Origin of the sequence: Alkalimarinus coralli, from assembly GCF_023650515.1 — a bacterium.
Classification (GTDB): domain Bacteria; phylum Pseudomonadota; class Gammaproteobacteria; order Pseudomonadales; family Oleiphilaceae; genus Alkalimarinus; species Alkalimarinus coralli.
In genome coordinates, this window is record NZ_CP096016.1 from 1,722,051 (window position 1) to 1,748,542 (window position 26,492).

The 26,492-nt window shown below is 42.7% G+C and carries 17 protein-coding genes; 13 read left to right on the forward strand and 4 right to left on the reverse strand.

All coding sequences use genetic code 11. The annotated features are described in order from the left end of the window. Positions 1-122: 122 nt before the first annotated feature. On the reverse strand, positions 123-635 hold the full coding sequence (locus MY523_RS07660; protein WP_250658197.1) for an STAS domain-containing protein: 513 nt from the start codon (positions 633-635) through the stop codon (positions 123-125). Beyond that, positions 628-1,815, reverse strand: a complete 1,188-nt coding sequence (locus MY523_RS07665; protein WP_250658198.1) for a PP2C family protein-serine/threonine phosphatase — start codon at positions 1,813-1,815, stop codon at positions 628-630. Before MY523_RS07665 ends, MY523_RS07660 begins: the two co-directional genes overlap by 8 nt. A gap of 365 nt (positions 1,816-2,180) precedes the next feature. Here MY523_RS07665 and MY523_RS07670 point away from each other — a divergent pair, with 365 nt between their 5' ends. The 3 genes from MY523_RS07670 to MY523_RS07680 all read left to right on the forward strand — a co-directional run bounded on the left by MY523_RS07670 (position 2,181) and on the right by MY523_RS07680 (position 5,319). Next, the gene (locus MY523_RS07670) at positions 2,181-3,647 is read left to right on the forward strand and encodes an HD domain-containing protein (RefSeq protein ID WP_250658199.1); all 1,467 of its coding nucleotides are present in this window, start codon (positions 2,181-2,183) and stop codon (positions 3,645-3,647) included. A gap of 102 nt (positions 3,648-3,749) precedes the next feature. After that, positions 3,750-4,562, forward strand: a complete 813-nt coding sequence (gene xthA, locus MY523_RS07675) for an exodeoxyribonuclease III (RefSeq protein ID WP_250658200.1) — start codon at positions 3,750-3,752, stop codon at positions 4,560-4,562. 142 nt (positions 4,563-4,704) lie between these two features. Beyond that, positions 4,705-5,319 carry a TetR/AcrR family transcriptional regulator gene (locus MY523_RS07680; RefSeq protein ID WP_250658201.1) on the forward strand — a complete coding sequence of 205 codons (615 nt, stop codon included), beginning with the start codon at positions 4,705-4,707 and terminating at the stop codon, positions 5,317-5,319. Positions 5,320-5,508: 189 nt separating this feature from the next. Here MY523_RS07680 and MY523_RS07685 read toward each other — a convergent pair whose 3' ends face one another. After that, positions 5,509-5,922: a phasin family protein gene (locus MY523_RS07685; RefSeq protein WP_250658202.1), complete on the reverse strand. Its 414-nt coding sequence runs from the start codon at positions 5,920-5,922 to the stop codon at positions 5,509-5,511. A 212-nt stretch (positions 5,923-6,134) separates the two neighbouring features. Between MY523_RS07685 and MY523_RS07690 the strand changes: the two genes are divergently transcribed. The 8 genes from MY523_RS07690 to MY523_RS07725 all read left to right on the forward strand — a co-directional run bounded on the left by MY523_RS07690 (position 6,135) and on the right by MY523_RS07725 (position 18,839). After that, on the forward strand, positions 6,135-6,986 hold the full coding sequence (locus MY523_RS07690) for a YiiX/YebB-like N1pC/P60 family cysteine hydrolase (protein WP_250658203.1): 852 nt from the start codon (positions 6,135-6,137) through the stop codon (positions 6,984-6,986). 385 nt (positions 6,987-7,371) lie between these two features. After that, positions 7,372-8,187, forward strand: a complete 816-nt coding sequence (locus MY523_RS07695) for a lysophospholipid acyltransferase family protein (RefSeq protein ID WP_250658204.1) — start codon at positions 7,372-7,374, stop codon at positions 8,185-8,187. Continuing rightward, the gene (locus tag MY523_RS07700) at positions 8,187-9,134 is read left to right on the forward strand and encodes an SDR family oxidoreductase (protein ID WP_250658205.1); all 948 of its coding nucleotides are present in this window, start codon (positions 8,187-8,189) and stop codon (positions 9,132-9,134) included. The genes MY523_RS07695 and MY523_RS07700 overlap by 1 nt, the downstream gene beginning before the upstream one ends. A gap of 168 nt (positions 9,135-9,302) precedes the next feature. Further along, the gene (locus MY523_RS07705) at positions 9,303-9,548 is read left to right on the forward strand and encodes a hypothetical protein (RefSeq protein ID WP_250658206.1); all 246 of its coding nucleotides are present in this window, start codon (positions 9,303-9,305) and stop codon (positions 9,546-9,548) included. A 32-nt stretch (positions 9,549-9,580) separates the two neighbouring features. Next, positions 9,581-11,632 (forward strand): XrtA/PEP-CTERM system histidine kinase PrsK, encoded by a 2,052-nt coding sequence (gene prsK, locus MY523_RS07710; RefSeq protein ID WP_250658207.1) that lies wholly within the window; start codon positions 9,581-9,583, stop codon positions 11,630-11,632. Positions 11,633-11,912: 280 nt separating this feature from the next. After that, entirely contained in the window at positions 11,913-13,280 is a 1,368-nt protein-coding gene (prsR, locus tag MY523_RS07715; protein WP_250658208.1) for a PEP-CTERM-box response regulator transcription factor, read from the forward strand. 11 nt (positions 13,281-13,291) lie between these two features. Next, the gene (locus MY523_RS07720) at positions 13,292-15,976 is read left to right on the forward strand and encodes a tetratricopeptide repeat protein (RefSeq protein ID WP_250658209.1); all 2,685 of its coding nucleotides are present in this window, start codon (positions 13,292-13,294) and stop codon (positions 15,974-15,976) included. 229 nt (positions 15,977-16,205) lie between these two features. Further along, on the forward strand, positions 16,206-18,839 hold the full coding sequence (locus MY523_RS07725) for a PA14 domain-containing protein (RefSeq protein ID WP_250658210.1): 2,634 nt from the start codon (positions 16,206-16,208) through the stop codon (positions 18,837-18,839). A gap of 128 nt (positions 18,840-18,967) precedes the next feature. Here the strand turns inward: MY523_RS07725 and MY523_RS07730 are convergent, their stop codons facing one another. Further along, positions 18,968-19,999 carry an acyltransferase family protein gene (locus tag MY523_RS07730; RefSeq protein ID WP_250658211.1) on the reverse strand — a complete coding sequence of 344 codons (1,032 nt, stop codon included), beginning with the start codon at positions 19,997-19,999 and terminating at the stop codon, positions 18,968-18,970. Between the two features lie 346 nt (positions 20,000-20,345). Here MY523_RS07730 and xrtA point away from each other — a divergent pair, with 346 nt between their 5' ends. Then, positions 20,346-21,860 (forward strand): exosortase A, encoded by a 1,515-nt coding sequence (xrtA, locus tag MY523_RS07735; RefSeq protein ID WP_250658212.1) that lies wholly within the window; start codon positions 20,346-20,348, stop codon positions 21,858-21,860. Positions 21,861-22,004: 144 nt separating this feature from the next. Then, the gene (locus tag MY523_RS07740) at positions 22,005-26,474 is read left to right on the forward strand and encodes a Kelch repeat-containing protein (RefSeq protein WP_250658213.1); all 4,470 of its coding nucleotides are present in this window, start codon (positions 22,005-22,007) and stop codon (positions 26,472-26,474) included. The last annotated feature ends 18 nt before the right edge of the window (positions 26,475-26,492 follow it).

The window sequence follows — 26,492 nt, forward strand, 5'->3', positions numbered from 1 at the left end:
TACAGGATGAGTAGACACAGCGCATGTTCTTGAACGAGCCTGCTGCAACACTATCAATATACTAGTGTTGCAATCATTACGTTACATAAAGAATTATAGTATCTAGAAGTGTTCTGAGGATTTCAATGAGTTAGCGCTGCCTGCTCAACAATATTTTCGCATTCGAGCGCTTGAACCAGGTCTTTAAACTCTTTTTTGTTTGAGTCATTCAGCTCCATTAAAGTGAGATGAGCATCAAGCACTTTCTCTCTTACCTGTTGCTCGGTCGCTTTAAGGATGGGGATCTCTTCCAGCTCAGATAATTCGGCTGCAGGTTCTTTCATGATGATAAAGATCTCACCAAACCCCATAGTTTGAATGATCCGAGTGATATCTGGGTTGGTGGAGATAATAGTAGGTAAAAAAGAGCTTTTCTTACGGGCCAGTACCGCTATCTTGGCTAATAAACCAAGCGTTGTACTGTCGATGATCGTTGTCTCGGTCAGGTCAATGACAACCGTCTTAAACACAGGGTTTGACGACATTGAGTCAATAATAATATCCAGCGTTGAACAAAGATATAAGCGTATTTCACCTACGAACTTTAATACATATATACCTTGTTGTTCAGCCTGTAAAATCTTATAGCTAGCCATCTTGATTATCTACCCCGGAAACAGTCAAAATTGCAATATCGTCTGGTAACTCATTCATTTCATTAAGCTGCACTGATTCAGCCAGAGACTCAATACTATGACCACTATTTTCAACTAATGTTAGTAGCTTCTGTTCTTTTTCTGCCAGGCTATCTGCCTTGATTACCTCAAGGATGCCATCTGAAAACATCCATAAGTCAAATTTCTGAGGCAGAACACGATCATACACTCTGTATGTTGGATCTTCGAACAAGCCAACGGGCATACCGGTTCCTTCGAGATACTCCGCTTTTCCGTCGACGACCAACACAGGCATAGGAAAGTGTGCTCCAACAGAATATGTAAGCTTATTGGTATCATTTTCCAGCACCCCGACAAACATCGTAAGATGTTTGCCAAAGTCATTTTCAAGAAGCTCGCGATTAATTCGATGCAGAATCTTGTCAGGATAGAGGATATCGTCAGTAGACCCTCTTTTGAAGTTTCTAAGCAAACGGTTGGACAGGTTTTTTAATAACACCGTAACAAATGCAGAAGAAGAACCATGACCAGAAACATCGGCAATGTAAAAAATAGCTTTTGTACTATCTATTTTAAAATAATCCAGAAAGTCGCCACTAAGATAAAGAGAAGGCTTAATTAAATGGTTGCATTTAATTCCCTTCAACTTCTTTTCGCGCTCAGGCAGCATTTTCATTTGAACTTTTAAGCCTGCTTTCTGGTCAGCCTTTAGTTCTGCAATCCCTGCTTTTAATTCTCTATTAGCATCTTCAAGTTCAACCCTGTAACGCTGGTTTAGCCTAACCAACCGAATTTGTTCAAAAATACGTTTAATCACTTCTTCAACCAGTGAGAAGTCTTTGATTGGTTTTATAATAAAGTCAGACGCCCCGGCCCTCAATGCTGTTACAACATCTGATGCATTGTCAGTATGAGAGAACGCTATCACAGGTGAAGGTGGAAACTGAGGGTCTTTGAGTTTTGACAATAAGCTGATTTCATCGGAGGATAAATCCCCAAAAATAAGGTCAGGACGACCATTCGCTATGCTGACGAGCGCCTCTTTGATGTTTTTAACTGAGACCACGTAATACCCGACCGCAAGCAAACCATCCGATAAGTAATGGCGACAATTATCATCCTTATCGATTACGAGCATTCTCTCGGCGTGACTTGACATAACTAGAAAACCACAAATGTGCTGTTAAGTAACAGGTTTACATACATTTCAGTATAGGCCTCGTCGATAACAAGTCTAACTTTATTAGAGCGTTTATGAAGGTTAACGTCCGCCGCAGTGAATACCGTGAAAACCATCACAACTCGCTGTAAGTTCACACGAGTTAACAAAATTGTTCACTAAAGCCGATGATATTATAAATATCCACTATGTTGTTATGGCGCTTTATTATTTTAAATTTTAAAAACCATGTGTGAAACCTTATTTTTAAGGTTATGCTCATAATTTAGAGCATGCATACTAATTTCTCTGTTCGACCTTAGGCTACTTGAATGTTGCGCCTACAATATATAGCAGGTACTTGAATGGTTATAGATTATTTTCCTGAAGACTTACTTGGGGCTCACACTAAACTGATAATGGATCCCGTTCATGGCGGTATCCCTCTATTCCCACATGAAGTTGCCATTATAGACCACCCTCTTTTTCAGCGGCTGCGCAATATCTGCCAAAATGACATTCTTTCGCTAGTATTTCCTGGCGCAACCCATTCTCGTTTTTTACATAGTATTGGAGTAATGCATGTAGGTGAGAGAATTTTCCTTTCAATGGTTAAAAGCTACCTTGAATCAAGACGCTACAAAGCTAAAGAAAGCACAACAAAAGAGCAGTTTTTTGCCATTGATTATTTCAACAAGGTTATCAGGCTAGCCTGTCTGCTGCACGACTGCGGACACTCCAGCTTCTCTCACCAGTTCACCAGAACATCAAAAATAAAGAAAATGATGAGGTCTCCCGGCCTTTTTGAACAGCTATGGGACGGGATCGACACAACACCACTGTATTCAACACCGCCCGGCACACTGGAACATGAGCATTACTCGGTACGATGCGCACACCAGTTACTAACAGATGTAGACGTTGAAGAGTCAGGTATCTACCCCATAGATGTGCTTGCAATAATGGAAACCACTGACGCATCAACCAGCACCTTATTTAACAAACATGCAGAGCAGTTTTGGCAATTTATTACTCCTAATAAGTCTATGGAGTGGCAGAACGGCGCTTCCGCACCTCAACTCGTTAAGCAATTGTTATCTTCAATTATTTCCGGTGAAGTCGATGCTGATAGAGCAGACTACATGCTAAGGGATGGTTTCCATTCATCGGTAACCATTGGAGGTTTCAATCTTGACCACCTGCTAAGCAATCTTCGGTTTGGCTGGGAGCCAAAGGCACCCTGGCTTGGACTTGCAGTCACCTCGAAAGGGTTGAGCGCGCTGGAAGATTTCGTCTATAGCCGAAACCAGATGTATCGCCACGTTTATGCACATAAAACAGCACTGGGGTTTGACTGGTTGCTCAGAGAAGCCATAAATGAAGTTCTAGAGAACCCAGAAGTTGAAGCCTATGTAAATGAGTGTTTAACTGACTTAACAGAGTTCAGACATTTAACAGATAATTATTTCTGGGAATGTTTCAGAAGCCATGCCAGAAAAAGGCCTGATAGCTATTCTTATTGCATTATCAACCGAGTCAAATTAAAGCACATTGACACCCAGTTTGACCTGCCCTCGACAGAAATTGATCAGCGTAAGCATGAGCTTGCGATTCAGCTCAACGTTGATAAGTCTTCAGTCGTATCATGTACCATGAATGCAAAATTTTCAGAAATAAGTGATAACTTCGATCAGATGAAAGTGCTTGTAAAAGACCCAATCACCCAAAAACATCAATTAAGGTTGATTCCTGAGGTAAGTACTTTTTTTAACAAATTCACAGATGGTACGATTACTCACTTTTATATAAAGCCAAGCCGCCTGGATCAATAGCAAACTTATATAAATGCGCGTATTAATTTACGTTACAACAGAACACATTAATTTAACCGTTAAAAACACTATCAGTAACTGGAAACTAAACAAATTACGCATATGAAAATAGTATCGTTTAATGTTAATGGACTTCGCTCTAGACTACATCAGCTTGAACATCTTGCATCCACCTATTCGCCAGACATCATTGGCCTTCAGGAAACCAAAGTTCATGACCCTGAATTCCCGCTGTCTGACGTGGAATCTCTTGGTTATCATGTCGAGTTTTGGGGGCAGAAAGGCCATTATGGTGTTGCACTGCTCTCGAAACAAAAACCAACAAAAATAATGAAAGGGTTTCCATCTGACAATGAAGAGGATCAAAAACGACTGATCGTTGGACATTTTGAAGTTAACGGCCAGGAACTTGCGGTAATCAATGGTTATTTTCCTCAGGGAGAAAGCCGGGATCATCCAACTAAATTTCCGGCCAAGAAGAAATTTTATGAAGACCTTCAACACCTGCTAACCGAACAATATAGCAACACACAAAACGTTATTGTCATGGGCGATCTAAACATCTCTCCAGAAGATATTGATATTGGAATAGGCCCAGACAACGCTAAACGATGGCTACGCACAGGAAAGTGCAGCTTTTTGCCAGAAGAAAGAGAATGGCTGGAAAGAATGAAAAGCTGGGGGCTGGAGGATAGCTATCGCAAGCTTTACCCGACCGAAGCGGAGTTATACAGCTGGTTTGACTACCGCAGCAAGGGGTTTGATAGAGAGCCAAAACGAGGGTTACGAATTGACCAGATATGGGCAACCCCCCCTCTAATAAGCACGCTCACCGCTTCAGGAATATATTACGATATTAGGGGTATGGAGAAACCATCTGACCACTGTCCGATCTGGTCAGACTTTAACCTTTAGAGACCTTTAACCCATATACTGCATAAAGGGCTCTGCGATGTGAAGTAGTTATCCTATTTGGTAAGACTTTGCTCAAGCCCTTTGTGTTAGGCATTTTAAACAGGTTATTATGTCGCTATAGTTACAGGACGTATTTTGAACAATGAAAACCCGAGAGCGGATACTACACACAACACTTGAGTTATTTAATGAGTGTGGTGAGCCTAATGTTACAACCCTTCAAATTGCCGATGAAATGGATATCAGTCCAGGCAATCTCTATTATCATTTTAAAAACAAAACTGAAATTCTCAGTGAACTATTCAACTGGTACGAGAGAGAAATTGCCGAAATTTTGGACGTACCTGAATCCAGCCTATCTGTTGAAGACCAGTGGCTATTTCTTCACTTAATCTTCGAAGTCATTGCAAGGTATCGTTTCCTATATCAAGACTTAGTCAACGTTATGTCGAGGCATGAAAAACTCGCAGGCAAGTTTAAGAAGATAATGGCTAAAAAGAAAAACGCTTCTCGGCAGGTCTGCCAAAACCTTGCTCAGCAAGGAATTCTAAAAGCCTCTGAGCAAGAAATAGACGCACTTTGTAAAAGCATCGTACTTACGGCCACCTACTGGGTAAGCTTTTCGATGGTAATGGATGGCGAGCAGAGTGATGAAACGCTAAACCAGGGAGTTTATCAGGTAATGACTCTTGTGCTGCCTTACTTACGTGAAGAGGAACGGGCGATATTACGTGAAATGGGCGAAGCTTACCTTTAGGCTCAGCATCTAAAAGTTAAATAACTCTCAATTGCCCAACCCTGATTCCAGTCATATCTCCTTTCATCAAGGCTACTCACATATAAACAAACTGGTAGCGGTGAAGCGGAATCAAGGGGGCACCGAAACTCAAACTACCCGACCCTGATTCCGGTCGTACCTGTTTTCATCAAGGCTACAGATACTAACCTAACCTTTGCGAGATTCTTCTAACTGTTTTTTAAGATCTGCAATTTGAGCTTCCAGTTCTTTTATTTCTGCTCTGGTAGGAATGCCCATTTTTTGGAGCGCTTTTGAAACACGCTGATCAAACACGCTTTCAAGCTTACCAATTGTTCCATTAGCTTTTTCTTTGACGCCTTCTACCGTATCTTCTACGACCTTAATCCTTTTTTCGACCACTCCACGGGTCATATTTTCAATTTCTTCGCCTTCTTTTACGAGTTTATCAAAGATCTTACCTGCATCTTCCTCAGCTTTGTTATAGGCACCTAAGCCCGCTAGCCAAATCTGGCGAGCGGAATCTTTTATTTTATTGGAGAGCTGCTTTTCGTCTGAAAGCTCTTCTGAATGAGTATCTTTCATATTTTCTTTATCGGACATATCCAACGAAACCTCAGGATAAAAAACGTAACAGCACGGACGGTGCCAGCTACAGCTATTCTAAATGAACAGTTCATTTTTCTCACTTAAAAAGCGACTAAATTTGTAGTTTGTATCGCGTTTCTCACAAATAACTTGGTCAAATACGATTTATTAACTATAAATTTAATAAGTGACAATAAAATAAGCCAATTAAAAACAGGGTGCAGAGAATGGGAATGAGAGCAAAACACACTCTCATTGAATTAGTTGTAAAGTGGCTAAATCGCGAACACCCTCCTAGTGAAATCCCCCTTAGCGACTTCGAACGTGTTCGTTACGAAATTAAACCCGGAGATGTCATTCTGGTCGAAGGGCGTACGCGTGTCAGTGAAGTTATCAAACTGCTAACGCAGAGCCGATGGTCACATGCAGCCCTATACTTGGGGAGATTGCATGAAATAAATCACCCCATGAGTAGAGAGCGGGTCAAGTCGTTTTTTGATGGGCAACCCGATGTTCAATTAATAGTAGAGAGTGAACTGGGGAAAGGAACCATAGTACGCCCACTAACCTTCTACGACAGAGATCATATAAGAATTTGTAGACCTCGAGATTTAACCTACAGAGATATGCAAAGCGTCGTCAATTACGCCATCAGTAGACTCGGTTCTGACTATGACATTAGACAGATATTTGACTTGGCTCGTTTTTTGTTCCCCTGGCGAGTAATGCCCAGGCGTTGGCGCTCAAGCATATTCCAGCACAACATTGGGCTAGCAACTAAAACAGTGTGCTCAACAATGATTGCAGAGGCGTTTGCATCAATCCAGTATCCGATACTTCCGCTCGTTAAGAGAAATGACCAAAATGAAGTAAAAGTGTATAGACGAAACCCAAAACTGTGCACCCCAAGTGATTTCGATTACTCACCTTATTTCGACATCATTAAATACCCATTTATCGATTACTCGAAAGCCAAGCCGCACTACCGCCTGATGCCCTGGACCAGAGAAGGTATATTGAAAAGCCACGAAGAGGGTCAGTACATTACCGACAAAAAGCCCTCTTCGCCCACCCAATAACATACCATCGAGCAACGTATAAGCTGTTATGTCGTAATTAACTAGAGCATTAATAATATATGCGTAAATGTGATTAAAATTTGTACAATTTTAATTTGAAAAATTGAGAACTTCGTCAATACTTAGATGTGACTGGTTTGCATAACCCTGCTGCCAGTCTAGTAGGAAGTCTTTCATGGATACTACTCACACTCTTCCCGGCTACCTTCCCCAGGTGACCGGGTTTTTTTTGATCAAGATTAGTAACCTGCATATCAAATAGATATACTCTCTTCAATTATAAAAAAACCGATTGTTAGAATAGGTCACTATTACCGACATCGGGCTTACAATCAAAAACAACAATGAACACCAAAATGCTTATTTGGATGACAGGAAGAAACTAATGAGCCTTAAGTCGTATTTAAAGGAAAAGTTCGTGTCTAAGGAGCTAGACGCGCAGTTAGATAAGATCGAAAAATCAGTCGGTACGCTTGGATATGACCCATGGGGGTTTAACGCCGAAACCAATAAAATTGTTCTTTCCCTTTATAGTGCCGTTTATAACAAGTACTTTCGAGTGCAAACAGACGGCATAGAAAATATACCAGCAAATGGTCCAGTATTAATTATCGCCAATCACAGCGGCCAACTCCCCATAGATGGAACACTTATTGGCTACGCGCTAGCCACCAGAAAAGTGTCTCCAAGACTTCCCAGGGCGATGATCGAGCGCTTTTTCCCAACGGTTCCATTTTTAGGCAACTTCTTGAATCAAACCGGGGCCGTGCTTGGCGACCCTGTAAATTGTGCAAAGATGCTTGAAAATGACGAAGCGGTTATCGTGTTTCCAGAAGGAATTAGAGGGTCAGGTAAGCTCTACAAAGACCGCTATCAGCTTAAACGATTTGGCAACGGTTTTATGCATTTGGCAATGAAATACAACGCAACCATCGTCCCTTGTGGCGTGGTAGGCTGTGAAGAAACCATTCCGGCTATTGCCAATATTAAACCACTGGCCAAGTTGCTGGGTATTCCCTATGTGCCGGTAACGCTCCCGTTCATACTCCCCGCAAAGGTTCGCTTAAATTTCGGACAACCAATGAAGTTCGAAGGCGGAGATGTCAGGGAAGAAGAAGTCACCCGTCGAGTTGAACAAGTCAAATCTGTTATCAGTGACCTTATCGACAAAGGACTAAGCGAAAGAAAAAGGCTTTTCTAATGAGTAAAAAACAGAAACCAACCGTTCTGATCACTGGTGCAGCAGGTGCGCTGGCGCAACAGGTGATTAACCGTCTGCGCGATACATACCAAATCGTAGCAGTCGATTTTCGTAAGCAAACATACCTTAGTGACGATATCCCCAGCTATCAAATAAATTTTAACAAACGTGTTTTTGAAGACCTGTTTCGTAAATACGACTTCGATGGGGTTATTCACTTGGGGAGAATTACCTCTAGCGAAGAAACCCGTATGAGGCGCTACAACGCTAATGTTCTGGGAACCCAAAAGCTACTGGAACTTAGTCACAAGTACGGCATCGAGAAGGTTATTGTTCTTTCCACTTATCATGTCTACGGTGCCAACGCTTACAACCCTGCGCTGATCGATGAAACCGCACCGCTTAAAGCTGCCGAACTCACGATGGACTTAATAGATTCTGTCGAACTTGAGAATTTGGCAAACATATACCTTTGGAAATATCGTGACCTGAATATCACCATCCTGCGCCCTTGCAATATCGTTGGGCCTGGCGTTCAAAACACGATGAGCTTACTACTTTCTAGCAAACATGCCCCGGTATTAGCGGGCTTTTCGCCGGTAATGCAGTTTATCCACATCGATGATATGGCGGATGCGATCGTGCTAGCGTACGAAAAAAATAAGTCTGGCATCTATAATGTCGCTCCCGAAGACTGGGTGTCATATCAACAAGCCTTGGAGTTAGCAGGTTGCAGTAAAGTTCCACTGCCTTCGATCCCCCCTGGGTTACCGAAATTTCTTACCAAAGTAATGGATCTGAAAATTTTCCCAGCTTTTTTGCTTAATTATTTTAAATACCCGGTTGTAATAGATGGGAGGAGTTTTAACAGAACATTTGGGTTTAAGGTGAAGCGCCCACTTAAAGAAATATTCCGCTATTACAGGGAGATGAAGAACCCCAGCTAAATTGCAATATTCGATACCGCAGCCAATAGGCTGCGGTATCTATGTAGCATGAGTCCGCAACCGCTCTTCCCTGTCTCAATATTTGTACTAATATCCTTACTTATACGATCGCTATATTCTCTCTGCATGTCGGCCCTGTTTTACGCAGTAATAATAAGGAGTGGGACTATGTTGGATATCATTCAGTGGGTCAGTAAAGTATTAACTCCCAAATGGGCCTACCAAAAAAAACCAGACCCCGAGCACTTTTACCGTAGACGATTTACCAAACAATACAGCAGGCGAAAAAAAACGGTGAAAAATATTTGGATTGTGTCAGGGTTTATGATGCTTGCGTTTCCACTTATTCAATTCATAGTACCGACATTACTTTTTACGTCCTTTGTCGCTTTTTGTATACTCGACGAAACTTAACGTAGCGGCGGCACCAGGCAAATATAAAAACTATGGATATATCTTTTGGAACCCTCAGTCACGCTATTGGGTTTGGCATCTATTTTTTAGTCACTGCATTTATTGCAAAAAGCTACTTAAGACGCAATACCGACCGTTCACTGTTTATTGCTTCACTACTCACATGTGTCTGGCTGGGTTTACTTGCCTATCAGCTACGCTATAACTCTCCCCCGTTTTATATCCGCTATTCAATAGAAATATTGAGAAATGCCGCCTGGTTTGGCGTTTTATATGCTCTTCTGGGTATCAAGTTTGTGCCAACGAGCAATATAGAAAACTCACGGCGAGTCTTATCACTCGGCTCAATGGTCGTACTATTGCTGATGCTGGTTGCAGTATTAATTGAGGGTATTACCGACGTAGATCTGGTATCAGGGAAAGTTCTGCTGGCCGGGCAAATTGCATTATCCCTGGTAGGGCTTATTCTGCTCGAACAGATATGGCGCAATGCCAATATCTACGGGAGATCTAGCATTAAGTACCTGTCGATCGCGATAGGCGCCATATTTGGCTATGACTTTTTGATGTATTCGGATGCATTTCTGTTTCAGGAAATATCGAGCCCGATGTGGGACTCCCGTGGCGCAGTCAATGCCGTAGTAGCGCCTCTGATTGCGCTCACTATGATTAACAGCCGTAAGCAGCCGATAGAAGTTCAGGTCTCCAGGCAGGTCATTTTTTACACCGGGTCACTGGTACTCGCAGGTGGCTACTTGCTCGCTATATCGTTGGGAGGCTATTACCTCCGTACGTTTGGTGGCACTTGGGGTGATGCGGTACAGGTACTATTTTTCTTTACCGCAGTGACAATACTGACACTTCTCCTTAGCTCGCCTAAATTAAGGGCCAAGCTAATGGTTTTTATCAGCCAGAACTTCTTTCATTATAAGTACGATTATCGAGAAGAGTGGCTCAAGAGCACCAAGACCCTATCTTTCTCCGACTCAGATGAAGAACTCCCGGTCAGTATCATCAGGATTTTGGCAAAGCTTGTCGAAAGCAACGCAGGTGTACTCTGGTGCAAAGATGACGAAGGGAATTTTACCGCGAGAGGCTACCTCAACAGTCCAACGATCAAGCATGATCTGATCGATGCCAACGCGGATATTATTGAGTATTTTCGTGAGCACGACTGGATAATAAATCTCAACGAATACAATAACGACCCAACGACATATAACCTTTTGGAAATTCCCGAAATTATACTTAACCATCCGTCTCCCTGGTTGGTTATTCCTCTCTTCCTGGGAAATGAGTTAATGGGCTTAGTCCTTGTCGCGCAACCCTATACACGAATGGAACTAAACTGGGAGAACTACGACTTGATAAAAGTTGTTTCCAGGCAGGCGTGTAGCTACCTATCGCAGAGCCAGAGTCAGGAGCGGCTTGCAGAATCAAAGCAGTTCGAAGCAGTGAATAGAACCTCCGCTTTTATGGTTCATGACCTTAAAACGATCATTGCTCAGCTGTCATTACTTGTAAAAAACGCCGACAAGCACAAGAGTAATCCGGCATTTGTAGATGATATGATCTCTACAACAGAGCACGCGGTGCAGAAAATGGGCTATTTGTTAAAGCAAATTCGGAACCCCTCAGAAGAAGAAGCCCCCGAGTTGATAGAGCTTGGCCCTTTACTGGAGGATGTTGTCTCACATCATTCAAAAACACTTCCTGTGCCACAAGTACACCTTCCAGACAGAGAAATTCTAATTCGATCTTCAAAAGAGCAAATTCATACTGTCTTGGGACACCTTATACAGAATGCGCAGGATGCAACAGATAAAGACGGTGAAGTTATCATTTCAGTCAAAACCTCCCCTGGTTTTGCGGTGCTTTTTATTCAGGATACAGGCATAGGAATGAGTGAAGACTTTATCAAAAATCAGCTATTTAAGCCCTTTGAGAGTACAAAAGGGCTTACCGGTATGGGGATTGGAGCCTATCAGAGCCGTGAATATATCAAAAAAATAGGTGGCTCACTTGATGTAACAAGCCAGCAAGGAATCGGCTCATGCTTTAGCGTAAAAATACCGACGGCATAGCCCCCAGAAGCGCATTATATGTAGATACGAAATTTGTAGATATAGCCAAATTGACTAAGCAAACGATTAATATCATGGGTTTAGCTTGGTTTGAGTATTGTAAAGCCACTCATTAATTTATACTCTATGTATTGAATAAGGTTCACACTCTAATCATTCGTGCAAACAACCGCGTTCCCTTTTAGCACCCAAGTTGTTATCTTGCACGCTAGAATTTTTCAGCTCTCGTCAAATGGGGGCAAGAGAACCTCTATAGACCAAATAAGGAAATAATCTCCCGGTGAAAAAAAAGTTACTAATTATCGAAGACGACCCTGGCTTGCAAAGCCAAATGCGTTGGTGTTTCGAAGATACCGAAGTCTATATCGCCGATGACAGGGAGTCTGCTTTATCTCACTTAAGACGCGTAGAACCTCAAGTAGTCACATTGGATTTGGGGCTTCCTCCAGACCCAGGTGGTTCATCCGAAGGTTTTGCCTTGCTAGACGAAATCCTTCGCCTCGCCCCAAACACGAAAATCATCGTTGTTACCGGGCGAGAGGAAAAAGAAAATGCGGTAAAAGCAGTTGGCAATGGAGCATGCGACTTTTATCAAAAGCCCCTTGATGCCGATATATTATCGTTTGTCGTCAACAGGGCTTTTAGGCTGTATGAATTGGAAAAAGAGAACATCGAGTTTAATCGTTCTCAACAGTCTTCTACGCTGAAAGGCCTGATTGCCAACAGCCCACAGATGCTTAAAATTTGCCGAACAGTTGAAAAAATTGCACCTGCGGACGTCACCACACTCATTTTAGGTGAGACCGGAACGGGAAAAGAGGTCATTGCCAAGGCGCTACACGACTTGAGCCCACGATGTGACAAAGCCTTTTCTGCGATAAACTGTGCCGCGATCCCTGAAAACTTGCTTGAGAGTGAACTTTTTGGCTACGAGAAAGGCGCATTCACCGGCGCTAATCAAACCAAAAAAGGCAAAATTGAAATGACCGACGGGGGAACACTTTTCCTCGATGAGATCGGTGATATGCCGATGCCTCTACAGGCCAAGCTGCTCAGGTTTCTTCAGGAAAGGGTTATTGAACGCGTGGGCGGCGTTAGAGAGATTCCTGTAGACGTCAGAGTTGTTTGTGCAACTCACCAGGATATTCAAAACCTAATTTCAATGGGCGATTTTCGCGAAGACCTATATTACAGAGTCAGTGAAATCACCTTAAATATTCCTCCACTAAAAGATAGGGAAGGCGATGCAGTTTTAATCGCCCAGTCTCTTTTGCACAACTTTTCAAATCAACTTGATCGCCCAAACCTGAATTTCACTGATGATGCTATTGGCGCTATTCGTGAGTATAGCTGGCCAGGTAATGTTCGGGAAATGATTAATAAAGTTAAGCGCGCAGCAATAATGGCTGATGGAAAGCGCGTAACCGCCGAAGACCTTGAACTCAGCGAACCATGCAACACCACAGACTCTGTTCTTAATCTAAGGCAAGTGAGAGAGACCGCAGAGAAACATGCTATTCAACACGCGTTACAGATAGCTCAGTACAATATGGCACAAACTGCACGACTATTAGGTGTAACCAGACCTACATTGTACAACTTGACTGATAAGTACAAGCTAGCAACCAATGAACAAAACACGGATTAAGCGAGACTAGGATGAAGAACAAATCGACCTCCCCTTTAATTGCATTGATTTTGGCTGTATCAGTTGCATCAATGACTGGCTGTAGTGATGACACAGAAAACGCTTCTCCCTCGCCTAAAGAGGTGCAGTTTCTAAGTCATATCGATCAGGCAAAGTTTTACCAGAACCAGGGACAGTTAAAAGCCGCTGTTTCAGAGTCAACCAGTGCAATTCAGTTGTACCCTAATCGTTTACAACCGTACACGCTTATATTTGAAACGCTGTTGCTCGCTGGCAGCCCAGGCGAGGTCGAGACAAGAATTGAAGAGCTGCTCAATAAAGAGGGAGTTAACCTTCAAGGGCACGAACAGCAGCTACGTTTTTTACTCGCTAAATCCCTATACATTCAACAAAAGCTGGATCAGGCTCAATCTGAACTCAACTATATTGCGTCAAATTTCAAACCTGGCACTATTGAAGAGCAATTACTGCAGGCTGATATCTACCTCACTAGAGGCGACACTGAAAGTGCAAAGAAGCAGCTTGATTCAATCCTGGCGACTGATAAAACAAACATCGATGCAAAGCTAGGGCTATCAAAGGTCGCATTTATAAATAAAAACCCAGATCTCGCTCGGGAAATAGTTCTAGAAATCACAGAGTCAGGAAATGCGACAACGGATGTGTGGCTTTGGAAAGCGAGATTGGCACACATTCAACAAAAGTTTGAAGAGGCGGAAGAGTCTTATATAAGAGCGCTTGAAGATATATCTCAAGTCGACACAATGACGCCGCAGAAGTATGCCACAATATCATCGCTTATTTATGTATTAAGACAACAAAGCAAAATTGTGGAAGCCAGCCGCTACCAAGAGATATTAGATAAATCGATTCCAGGTGAGATCAAACTGCGCTTTGAGACTGCACTGGCAAGCTTCCAGAAGAAACAATACGCCGAAGCTGAAAAGGAACTTAACGCCATTCTTGATATTTCATCCGCTCATAATCCCAGTGGTATTTTATTGGGTGTCGTTAAAAATGCACAAGGTGACATTGTAGAAGCCGAGCGCCTCCTCTCCATGTATGTCAATGACAATACCAAGCCAGAAATTGTTAAGCTGCTTGCATCGTTACAACTTAAGCTGAACAAGGCATCATCTGCTATCGATACTCTTCAACTGGGGTTGAACAAAAACGACTCTGATGCATCCATGCGGTCACTCCTTGGAATATCTCAAATCGCTTCCGGGCTTAATGATGAGGGAATTAATAACCTTCAAGACGCTATTTCCAAAGCACCCAATGACATTGAGCTGAAGATAAAGTATGCCCAAGCGTTGGCCAAAACAGGCGATAAAGAAAAAGCATTGTCCTTTGTAAAAGACACCTATAAAGATCACCCAGACAACAGCAAGCTACTTACGCTATACAGCTACCTTTTAAGCGACCTAAATCAAACTGAAGAAGCATTGGTAATTACGAAGGAGTGGATCAGTAAAAACAAAACCTCGGCAGAAGGGTACTTAGTGCTTGGGTCACTATACTTGAGCAATGATAACTTCGCTCAAGCGATAAAAGAGTTTGATAATGCCAAAAAGATTGATACAGAAAACCCTTTAATACACATTAACCTGGGAAAGGCGTATTCGAAAAACAGCCAACCAGAAGAAGCACAAAAAGCGCTATATCAAGCGGTAGTGGCAGCACCTGACTCAGCAGATGCGAACCGAATACTATATGGTTATCTGAACTCAACCAGAAGTATCGATCAAACAACTTCAATTTATGAGAAGCTTGTTGCTGAAGTTCCTGATGCGGCTGTTCCAAACCTTGCTCTTGCAGAGCTATATCTAAAGCAGAGCAAAACTGATAAGGCGCTTTCTATTATCCAGGACCCTCGTTTTAGCAACAACCTTATTGCTAAAAACCTGATAAAAGGCGCAGCTCAACAAAAAGCAAAAAGGTTAGTCTCCGAAGGAAAAACCAAAGAAGCTAAAGAGTTCATCGACGCCCTAATCGCCAAGCAAAACAGCAATGACATTGACCTGAACATTCTGCTTGCAAATATCTATTTTCTGTCAAATCAAGAAGAGCTCGGTTTAGAGTTGGTTAATGACCTTAAAAAGTCGCATAAAGATTCTCCCCTGCCCTATGAGTTTATCGCAAACCGTTACTTTCAAAACAAAGACTATGAATCTGCCATAAATGAGTACTCCCAAGCCTGGCAATTAAAGCCCTCTGAACTTTTGGCGATCAGGATGTCACAGACACTGAAGAAGCTTGAGAGCAATGAGGCTCTCAAACCTCTTGAGGATTGGTTGGAAATTGAAAAGAACAGCCCTCGCGTGATGACAATGCTCGCCATGAGTCATCAAGAAGCCGGAAACAAAGACGCTGCAATCGCAATATATGAGCAGCTACTAACAGTGCAAGCGAGTAATGCGGTCGCAATGAATAACCTGGCTTGGTTGTATCATGAAAAACAGAACCCTAAAGCCGAAGAGTTAGCCAAAAGCGCGTCTGAAATTGCATCACAGAATCCCGCTATTCTAGATACCTATGGTTGGATACTGTTTAAAAACGGCCGCACAGAAGAGGCTAGTTCAGTTCTTGAAAAAGCCTATCGTCTCGACAAAAACTCACCAGAAATTAAAGAACACCTAATGGCTGCATACAAGTCTTTGGGAAAGTCTTTTGACCCTGAAAATTTTAACTAAAAAGTGGCCTATAACTAGGGGGATACCTTCCCCCTAATTCCCCTTCAGACGCTTTATTCCAAAGCGACAAAAGCACTGACCAAAATAACTAACGCCTATATCCGTAGTACTTTTCATAACAAAAGAATTAGGCTATTCCAGAAGTCTAACTTGATTAGTTACCTTTCTTAACTAAAACTTACACAAATAATTAGTTCGTTTTTTGAACAAGAATAACAGGACTTTTACTATGCGCTACTTATTTTGCATTACGCTAGCTTTAAGCATTTTGTCCGGTTGTACAATTCTGGGCACCCAGGATGATGACGTTGATATATCAACGCTCCCCCCCACTGCAGCTGGGCCAGACACTGCAAATAAAGGCACAATCGTTCAAGAGTTTTGGGATGAAATAAGTGGAACAACAGTCCGTGACCTTACAAAGTCTAACAAGTTCGTTGCGCAACCGGACTCAACTCTTACGCTTAACAGCTTTAAAGGTGCAACAAACAAAGCAACAAATTATGGCAGTCGAATTCGCGGGTATTTATACCCTGAGACATCTGGCGCATATACATTTTATATTACAAGCAATGACTCAAGCGAACTCTGGATATCTACTGGAGAAAGCCCTAATAACAAACGACTCGTTGCCTATATGGATGGTTATGCGGCAGTTGGCGATATACAAAAATACGCAACTCAGAAGTCAGCTCCGATTAATTTGGAATCAAGCAAAGTTTACTATATTGAAGCCCTTCAAAAGCAAGGATCAGGTAGCGATCAACTCGCTGTTTACTGGGAAGGTCCCGGTATTTCTAGACAGATCATTCCAGGAGAAAACCTCTCCCCTATAGATATGGCAGATGAAGATTCGAGTGCGGGGTACTCAACAGGGTATCGCCTTGGTTATTATGACGGAGGCTTTGGACAACCATATAACGACACGTTTCCTCCCAGTGATAGTGATGAAGATGGCCTCCCCGATAGTTATGAACTTGCAGTAGGGCTTGATCCCTTAGATAGCTCAGACGCCATAGCCGACCCAGATGGCGACCTGCTTAACAACCTTGATGAATTTTTGCTTAGAACAGATACGTTTAATCAGGATACCGATGGAGACGGCATCGACGATGGTTACGAAGTAGCCTACGGCCTTAATGCTCTGGATTCAAGTGACGCTGCACTCGACCTTGACCAAGATGGCGCATCAAACTATGAGGAGTATGTCGCCGGCACAGATGCTAATGATAGCGACTCAAAACCAGCCCCTCCTGAACCACCCGCACCTGATAAGCACCTGGTAGCAGGCTGGTCAACCCAGTTTTTTAGAACAGGCGTTTTAATAGACCCGGTAAAATTCAGAAACGATAGTTCAATTAACTTTGACTGGGCTAGAGGAGCGCCAGACCAAGATGTGCCTGATGACAATTTCTCAGTACGGTTTACGGGCTTTTACACCGCAACCGAACAAGGCACTTACACCTTTGAGGCTACCGCAAATGACTACGTAAAACTATGGGTCGGGGATGTATTGGTTATTGACCACTGGAAGACAGGTTCAACAACCGCTCATAGGGGTACGATCAATCTTGAAAAAGGTAACGAATACCCAATTAAGCTCGAATACGCAGAAGGTGTTGGAAGCGCCGTTATCAAGTTAAGTTTTAAAACGCCCAGCCGGTCACTTGCATTGCTTGATAGTTCAAAGATTCAGACTATTGATACCAGCAATGACAAAGTAACTGATAGTGATGGTGATCAGATTCACGATTATTGGGAGCTTATAACCGGCACAGACCCTTTTGATCCATCAGATGCCGACGGGGATATCGACGGCGATGGCATTGACAATTTAACCTCGTATCTAAACTCGCAAAAACCAAGTCAGCAGCTTGCAGGCTTTACAGCTCAGTATTTCTCTGGCATTAAAATGGACAACTTCATTCTCACAAAACAGGAGCCAGTCATTGACTTTGATTGGGGTAAGTCCAGTCCATATTCAGGGGTTCCAAGTGATAACTTTTCGGTTAGGTTCTTATCCAGACTGACTCCTTCTCATACCTCAGGCAGTGAAAACTATACCTTCTACGTTACCGCTAACGACTACACACGGCTTTACGTCAACGGCAATGTTATTGTCGAGCATTGGGAGCCAGGCTCTACATCGACCCATACTGGAACAGTCAACCTAAACGCAGGCGAAACCTACGACCTAATACTCGAATACGCAGAAGGCCTAGGCAGTGCGTTTATTAAATTGGAATGGGAGTCAGCCAGTCAAACGCGTAGCCTGGTAAGTGAAGAGTTCGCAGCCTTTACAGATATAGAAGCCGACCTCTCAACGGATACAGATAAGGATGGAATTCCGGATTTTTGGGAAGTTCAGTATGGACTTAACCCTCTCAATAGTAACGATGGGTCACTAGATAATGACGGTGATGGCCTTACAAATAGTGAAGAGTTTGCTAATAACTCAAACCCTGGAGCTACAGGCCTTGTACCACCACCCAGTGGCTCAGACGGAGGAACGGTCACACCTCCACCAGTAACTCCTCCACCTGTAACTCCTCCAGACGAAACAGATCCACCCTCAGAAGAAGAGGGTATCGTAATTACAGGTGGAACCGTTACTTTAAGTTGGACTGCGCCCACACAACGAGTTGATGGTAGTTCGCTGCAAACAAGTGAAATATCATCGTACACAGTCAGCTACTCAAAAGACTCGGGCTCACTTGTTGATACAAAAATATCTTCTCCCTATCAACTAACACACACCTATGAGGGGCTACAGCCTGGTATTTATGACTTTTACATTAAAGTAACCGATACCAACGGGCTAACAGGGCCTGCGTCATCGCCAGTGCGGGCTACCCTGAAATAGTGAGTTCATTTGCGCAGGGACGTGAAGGAGATACCCTCCCCTTAACGGGGAGAGCTTGCTTTCGAATTAAATATGACTAGAACAACAAATAAAAACTTAATAGTCTATTTCAAAGGACTAGAAGATGTTTAACCATCTTTATTCGCTACAGTGAAGAAGCTTATTTTATCAGGCACTTTCTGATAGATCCGCCTAAGAATAATGATGCTAGGTTTCTCAACCTTATAAGTTAAGATAACAGCAAGGAGTATTGAAACAATGGTGGCTATAGTAATTCCAATTGCAGGCGAAACCCCATACGAATATGCCCCTTGTATTATCATATAGCCAATATTTTGATGTATTAGATATAACGAATATGAGATTCCCCCCAACCAAACAGTCACGGGATTTCTAAGGAGTTTTATTTTATCTGAAATCGCAAGGTAAAATACAAAGTACATTAAGGTTAAGCCTACCGAAACCTTAAAAGAGTAGATAATAAAAAGTAATGCTAATGACGCCCCCAGAACTATAGCGGTTAGCACGTTTGCCTTTTGACTCCACACCTTATAAAAACAAATACCCGCTGAAAAAAGAGCAATGAAATCGAACAGAAAAAATTTTGTTATTCGTGCATCGGTTTTCTGGTCGAGCCCTGATATAAAAAACATAGCTGCAATTGTGAGCCACAATAACAGCCACTTTTCTATATTTTTGAGCTGATTAAGAATAAATAGAAGGAACATCCAGAAGTAAAATGCAAGTTCAAGTGTTAGCGTCCAGTACACGCCATCCACATGCTTGAATCCTAAGTATTCATGAATCATAAGCAGGTTTGCCACAAAAGTATCTAAGGATACCTCTCGCCCACTTAGACCATAAATAGATACAGCAAGAAACGTTAATGATAAGGCAGCCCAGTAAACAGGATATAACCTAGTAAAACGAGACCATATAAAGTCAAAGGGTTTCTCACATTTGCTCAGAGTCCAAAAGATAACGAAGCCACTAACGAGAAAGAACAGATGGACGCCATAGTAACCAGCAAATGTCCACTCAGGGACGTTAAAGCCATGTCCGTATAATCGGTTGTAGTGATATATATAGTGAAAAGCTAAAACCGCTACAGCGGCAACTCCCCTTAATCCATCAAGAGACTCCAATCGTCTAACTGCCATTCGCTATTCCTAATTTTACAAATGTAGATAAGTGTAAAGTGTGGGGTCAACGAAATTCAGTTATTATTTTTATCTCAAAATTCGATTTAGGGATTCTACATAAATAATACCAATATAAATAGTAGTGAAATCAATTTTTTAAACCAAAAACATCATAAGCAAGAGGATAGATCTGCTATGAAGATTACCCTTACAGGCATATAACCAACTCATAAGGAGAAGGTAATCAACGTATTCTTGTAGCAAGTGATAACAAACGTAAAATATAAACCGATTGCACTTTAACCGCTAAGCAACATCTGCTAGATTTTGCACTTCATTATGGAGCCCCACAGGGTAAAGGGATATGCAGAGTTTAATAGTACAGAAGAAAACATTTTGCTTTTTGTTTATCGCCTTTATGGCGATGTTTGTATATTCCTTTTTCCCAACGCTGACTGACCTTTGGGTTCGCTGGAATAAGTTTGACGAGTCATATTCTCACGGCATGTTGGTCTTAGCGATAAGCGCCTATTACCTATTCATGGTATTAAGAGAGCTGCCAGAAGCCCAGTTTAGACCAGCCCCTTGGGGTGTTTTTCTTATTTTTGGCTCAAGTGTTCTATGGGTACTCGCTTACTACGCTAGCATCGAGGCAATACAGCAACTTCTTCTTCCATGGATAATCTGGCTTTTTTGTTTAACCACTCTAGGCTGGAAAGCATCTAAAAAGCTCATTTTCCCTATTGCATTTCTTTACTTTGCTATCCCTATTTGGGATGTACTGATAATTCCTCTTCAATATATCACCACCGATGTTAACGGTGTTTTATTAAGTATTGCAGGTGTCACAGCGCACATAGAGGATGTGTTCGTCACACTGCCTGTTGGGAAATTTGAAATAGCCGGTGGCTGCTCAGGGCTAAGATACTTGATTATCAGTATGACGCTCACCACACTGTATAGCTACTTAAACTATACCCGCCTTGCCTCTACAGCCATATTGATCGCATCGGGTATCTTGATAGCACTGGTGGCGAACTGGATTCGAGTCTTTATAATTATTCTGGCAGGGAATGCCACCAATATGCAGCACTCGCTTGTTAACGAACATGATCACTTTGGATGGCTTGTTTTTGCCGTAACACTGATCCCGTTATTTTTCCTCGCTCACAAGCTTGAACGAAACGCAGATAATCAAACAAAGGAAAATAAGTCCGCTGGTAAGCAGACGCCTAACAGCATTAGTAGGAAAGCGGCTATATTAGTTATTTTTCTAGCCTTCATTGCAGCGTTTGGCGCCCCTGGATATGCTGCCATATCAATGGCAAACACCTCAAATGATGTAGAAATTAGTAGCTTAGCAGCCCCATCAAAACTTGGAGACTGGACACGAAGCTACCTTAAGAAATACTTGATTGAACCTCCACAGTTTAATGCGCCCGATATTGCATTTGATGGTATCTATTCTAATCAGGCGCATGACATTCAACTATCAATAAGAAGCTACATACAACAAGCCCCAGGAAAGGAATTAATTAACTTTAACAACCATTTATTTAGCAGTAAGCGCTATATAAAGTTGTCTTCAGGACAACTTCGCCCGGAAGGCAATACGTATGGTTATATAGTGATTAAAGAAAAAACCGACAAACGAGAACTGATTACCTATCAATATAATGTTTCTTACACCGAAACCAGCAGCCGCCTAAACGCAAAACTGCTTGAGGTAATTAGGCCTTTGGTTGGCAGCCCTCCTTCTACCCTAACTTATGCACGAATAAAATGTAGCACTGATTGTGCAGATGAAAAACGTATTTCAGCTCAATTCCTTAACTCAGCCAAACTAGAACTAAACCTTTACGTCAATAAAAATATGTGACTGATGTCACATATTTTTACACTTCATGTGATTTCTAACAAGAGAGAATACTTCCAGCACAAATATCTATCTGTTTCTTAAAGACTCTATAGATATTTGTTCGTTTTTTGCTCTATTCCTCACGACCAACATGAGGGAAGAATAATGCAAAAAATAATAAATTACCTTTTATTAACCCTACTATCCACATGCTTAGCTGTTCAGGCCAACGCCTCAGAACTCCGGGCGAGTCCAAATGCCAATCGCAGCGCATCGGTATTACTGGAAGGTGCTTCACTAGTCGGCGACACATATATTTATGCAGAACCGACTTCGACAAGCACAAAACAGGTTCGCTTCTACCTTGATACTGGAACAAGCACACAGCCGACAAAAATAGAAAACCTTGAACCGTACGATTTTGCAGGAACGCAACTAGACAATACCGCAATTGCATTTGATACCACTACTGTAACGGACGGATACCATAGCTTATCTGTAGAGATAGAAGACAACTCCGGCAATATAGAAGTACTAGAGTCACAATTTTTGGTTGCCAATAGCGAGCCTAGCTTGGTACTTGGAAATGCCCTATTAAACGCAAGTGTAACCGAAGGCTCCTCTCCGATTACCCTCAGCACCACTGTTTCTGCCAGTGATGGAACTAACTCCGTATATAATGTAACAGAGTCGACGTCTTGGCTTAACGTATCCGGATCTTCCAGCACGACACCTTCAAATATTGATGTTGTTATAGATCCATCGTCATTGACGCCCGGTGAATACAATTCAGTTATAAATTTTACAGCGACTGGGCTTCACCCCACTCAACTATCCATAACTCTATTGGTTACCGCTCAAGGTACAGGTGCTTATCAACTTTTGGTAAGCGACCAAAGTGATCGATCATCGCCATCTATATTGAACGATTCAACTCTGTCAGGCGACACTCACATATTTATTTCACCAGAAGATAATGTAAAACAGGTCCAGTTTTTCCTAGACAGCCCACTAACAGACCCTGCCACAAAAATAGAGAACGTTAAGCCTTTTGATTTAGGCGGAACTCAAACAAACACAAACGCAATTCCGTATGATACCACCACACTTGTTGACGGTTTTCATACACTGCAGGCAAAAGTCATCATGAACGACTCTAGCGAAGAAGTCGTAACCGCAAACTTCTCAGTTGCAAACTCTACCAGTGGTTTTCTGTTTTCACCATCAATAATAAACGAAGATGTCATATCGGGTAGTTCACCACTTCAAATTAACGTATTGCTTGGCCTCAATGCAGCGGCTGACGGTTCTAGCCCGTTATATAGTGCGGTAAGTAGCGCACCCTGGCTTACCGTTAGCCCTTCCACTGGCTCAGCACCGGAAACCTTATTGGTAACACTTGATCCAACGGGTTTATCCAATGGAACGCATAACGCAAATATACAGGTTTCTTCACCTGGTTTTGAAACTGCTAGTTTGCCGGTAGCAATGACCGTTTCACAGTTTGGCCATATATTGGAAGCCAGTTCCGGTACGATTAACATAAGTAGTACCCCAAACTCTGGCGAAGTATCGCAACTAGTGACCATTTCAACAAGCGACAACACCGCTACAAACTATTCAGTAGCAAGTGATTCGAGCTGGTTGACAGTAACTTCACCTACCGGTTTAACTCCCGAAGACATTACCATCAAAGTGAATACCAATAGCCTGGCTAACGGTAGCTATCAAGGCGTACTGACGGTATCCGCCAGTTCATTCGACTCTATAAGCATTATTGTCAATGTTACAATCTCTGATAGTGACAAATGCGCCCCAGTGATTTGCTCAGCAATTAAAGTGCCTCTTCCTTATGAGTTAAACTTCGACACAGACAATGGGCACCTGTTAGACAAAAACAACATGGGCACAGGGTTTACTTATATCCAGCCCAGCAGCAATGGCGGGGGGCTGCTGAATAGTAAATTTGAAGTTGATACCGGCAGTGATAATCTGGTGCTAACCACAACAGCGGGAATACAATACCTTGCTAACAATAACCTTAACAATGCCTTGGGCGTCGGCTTCGCAGGCCCTAATCAAATAACCGACATATCAACAACGCTAATATCTCCCCCAGAAGGGTCGGGAAATTATGAGCAAGCCGGGCTGTGGTTTGGGTTTGATGAAGATCATTACGTTAAGCTAGTACTGCTTTCAACTCCCTCAGGCGCTACCGTTGAGTTAGCCTACGAGAGTGGCGGGGTAATCAGCAGTAGCACGTACGTTAATGTTCCCAACGTTTCATCCTCAGATCTTACGTTTAGAATAATTGCAACGCCATCCAGCAAAACTGTCACCGGTTATTATTCAATTAATGGCGGCTTTGAACACAAGGTCGATACCTTAACCGTATCACCTGAAATGTTTAGCTTTGACGCAGCCGGTATTGACCCGGAAATTGGAACCCGATCTTTTGCAGGCATATTCGCAACAAACCGTCATAGCACGACAGAGCTGACCTATACATTTGATCACTTTACCGTTAAAGAAAACCTAACGCCTCCTGGCGGAACTAATTTTGACTTTACACGCAAGTCTTATGATATCAGCTTTCCAACCAGCATGGTCTGGGCTCCTGATGGCCGACTGTATGTAACTGAGCTATTTGGAACCATTCATGCGCTGACCTATGATGACAATCTTAACGTCATTGATGACGAAGTTATCAGTTCTTTAACCAGTACGCATGGGGGCAGACTTACATTAGGAATCACTTATCATCAAGATAGTGCGTCGGATCCTAGTGACTTTTCGCTTTGGGTTTCTCATTCCAGCCCCTCAATTGACAATGGGGTTGCCAACTCAGGCACAGTATCAAGATTAAGCGGTACAGGTTTTGGCGTTGTTGAAGATATTGTCACGGGCCTCCCTAGAGCCAAAGCCAATCATGCACCAAACAGTCTACACTTTGGCCCAGATGATAGGCTATATATTGCAATTGGCGGAAACACTGGCGCAGGAGCTCCGGTTAACGTACCAACGGAATTCGGAGATCGAGCAGAGCAACCTCTTTCCGCAGCATTGGTGGTAGCTGATGTATTTGCTAGCGGGTTTGATGGAAGCTGCGCGAATAATGCTGATATTTATGGCCCAGCGCCTTGCGATGTGACCGCTTATTCTACCGGTCTTAGAAATACCTACGATTTTGTATTTCACTCGAATGGTTCAATTTACGCCCCTGACAATGGTTTAGGCGTTACTGGCGCCTTCCCGGCGCAACCATTCCCAGACTGCTCTGGTTTTGCCAGCCCAACACCATGGACTCAAGGAGGTCAAAATCCACTTGAACAACCAGACTTACTACTACAATTAAAAGAAGGGATGTTTTATGGCCACCCAAACCCCTCTATAGACGAGTGCGTATTTAAAGATGGCAGTTACCAGGGAGTTACGCCTTCTCTAAATTATGAACCACCTCTTGCCATTATAGGAGCCCATACATCTTCAAATGGCATTATTGAGTATCAGTCAAATGCGGTCTGCGGTCAGCTTAAAGGAAACCTGCTAATTACCAACTACTCACTGGGCGATAACATTGTAAGAGTTCGGCTTGATGAGAGTGGGAATTCCGTGCTATCGCAGGAGAGTTTGGTCGGTAATTTTAATGACCCTCTAACACTCTCAGAAAACTCAAGTGGAGACATATTTGTAGCCGAGTTTGGAAGTGGAAAAATTACCTCGCTACGAGCTGTTTCTAGCGGATGTTGGGAGTCGCTTTCTGATTCACCAGAATCGCTGTTAGATTCAGGTAGTACCTCTTACAACGGAAAACTCTACACTGTTGGCGGTAAAACACCTTCTGGCCCAGTTAACAGCGTATTCGAATATTCGACCTCAACTGATACCTGGAGCCAACTTACCAACAAACCAGGAACCCCAGTAGAAAATCCTGCCGCAGTTGCGTTTAACAATGCGATATACGTTTTCGGCGGCTCCACTCTTCCCTTTTCTGGTGCAACTCATGAGGCATATAGATACGACATCGCAAGTGACTCATGGAGCGCTATAGCCAATATGCCAACAGCGAGAGGGGGAATTAGAGCCGAAGTCATCAACGGCTTGATTTATATTGCTGGCGGTATGGATCAATCTGGAGCCTCTATTAATACTCTAGAAATATATGATCCTGTTAGCAATTCCTGGTCGTCAGGCTCACCAATGAATGAGGTGAGGGATAACCCTGGAACAGCAGTCATAAATGGCAAGTTGTACGTTATTGGTGGACGAGAGCGTACATCAAATGGCGTAACAATAAATGGAACCAAGTCATCAGGCGAGGTATACAACCCAGCAAACGATAGTTGGAACAGTATAGCCAATATGCCAACAGGAAGAAGGACAATGGTGGTTGGCGCACTCAACGAAAAAATACAAGTAATTGGAGGAGAGTATAACCCCGCAGCTCCCGACTTTATGTTCAGGGAAAATGAAGAATATGACCCTGTTTTCGACACGTGGACGGCCCTCCCTATAACGCCTTATCCGAGGCACGGAGCTGCATTTTCTACAATCAATAATGCGCTTTACATAAATGGTGGCGGAGAAAAAGGAGGCAGTTCTTTTACAAATACAACCGAGAAGTTTACCCGCTAAACAGCAATACTCCGGTAA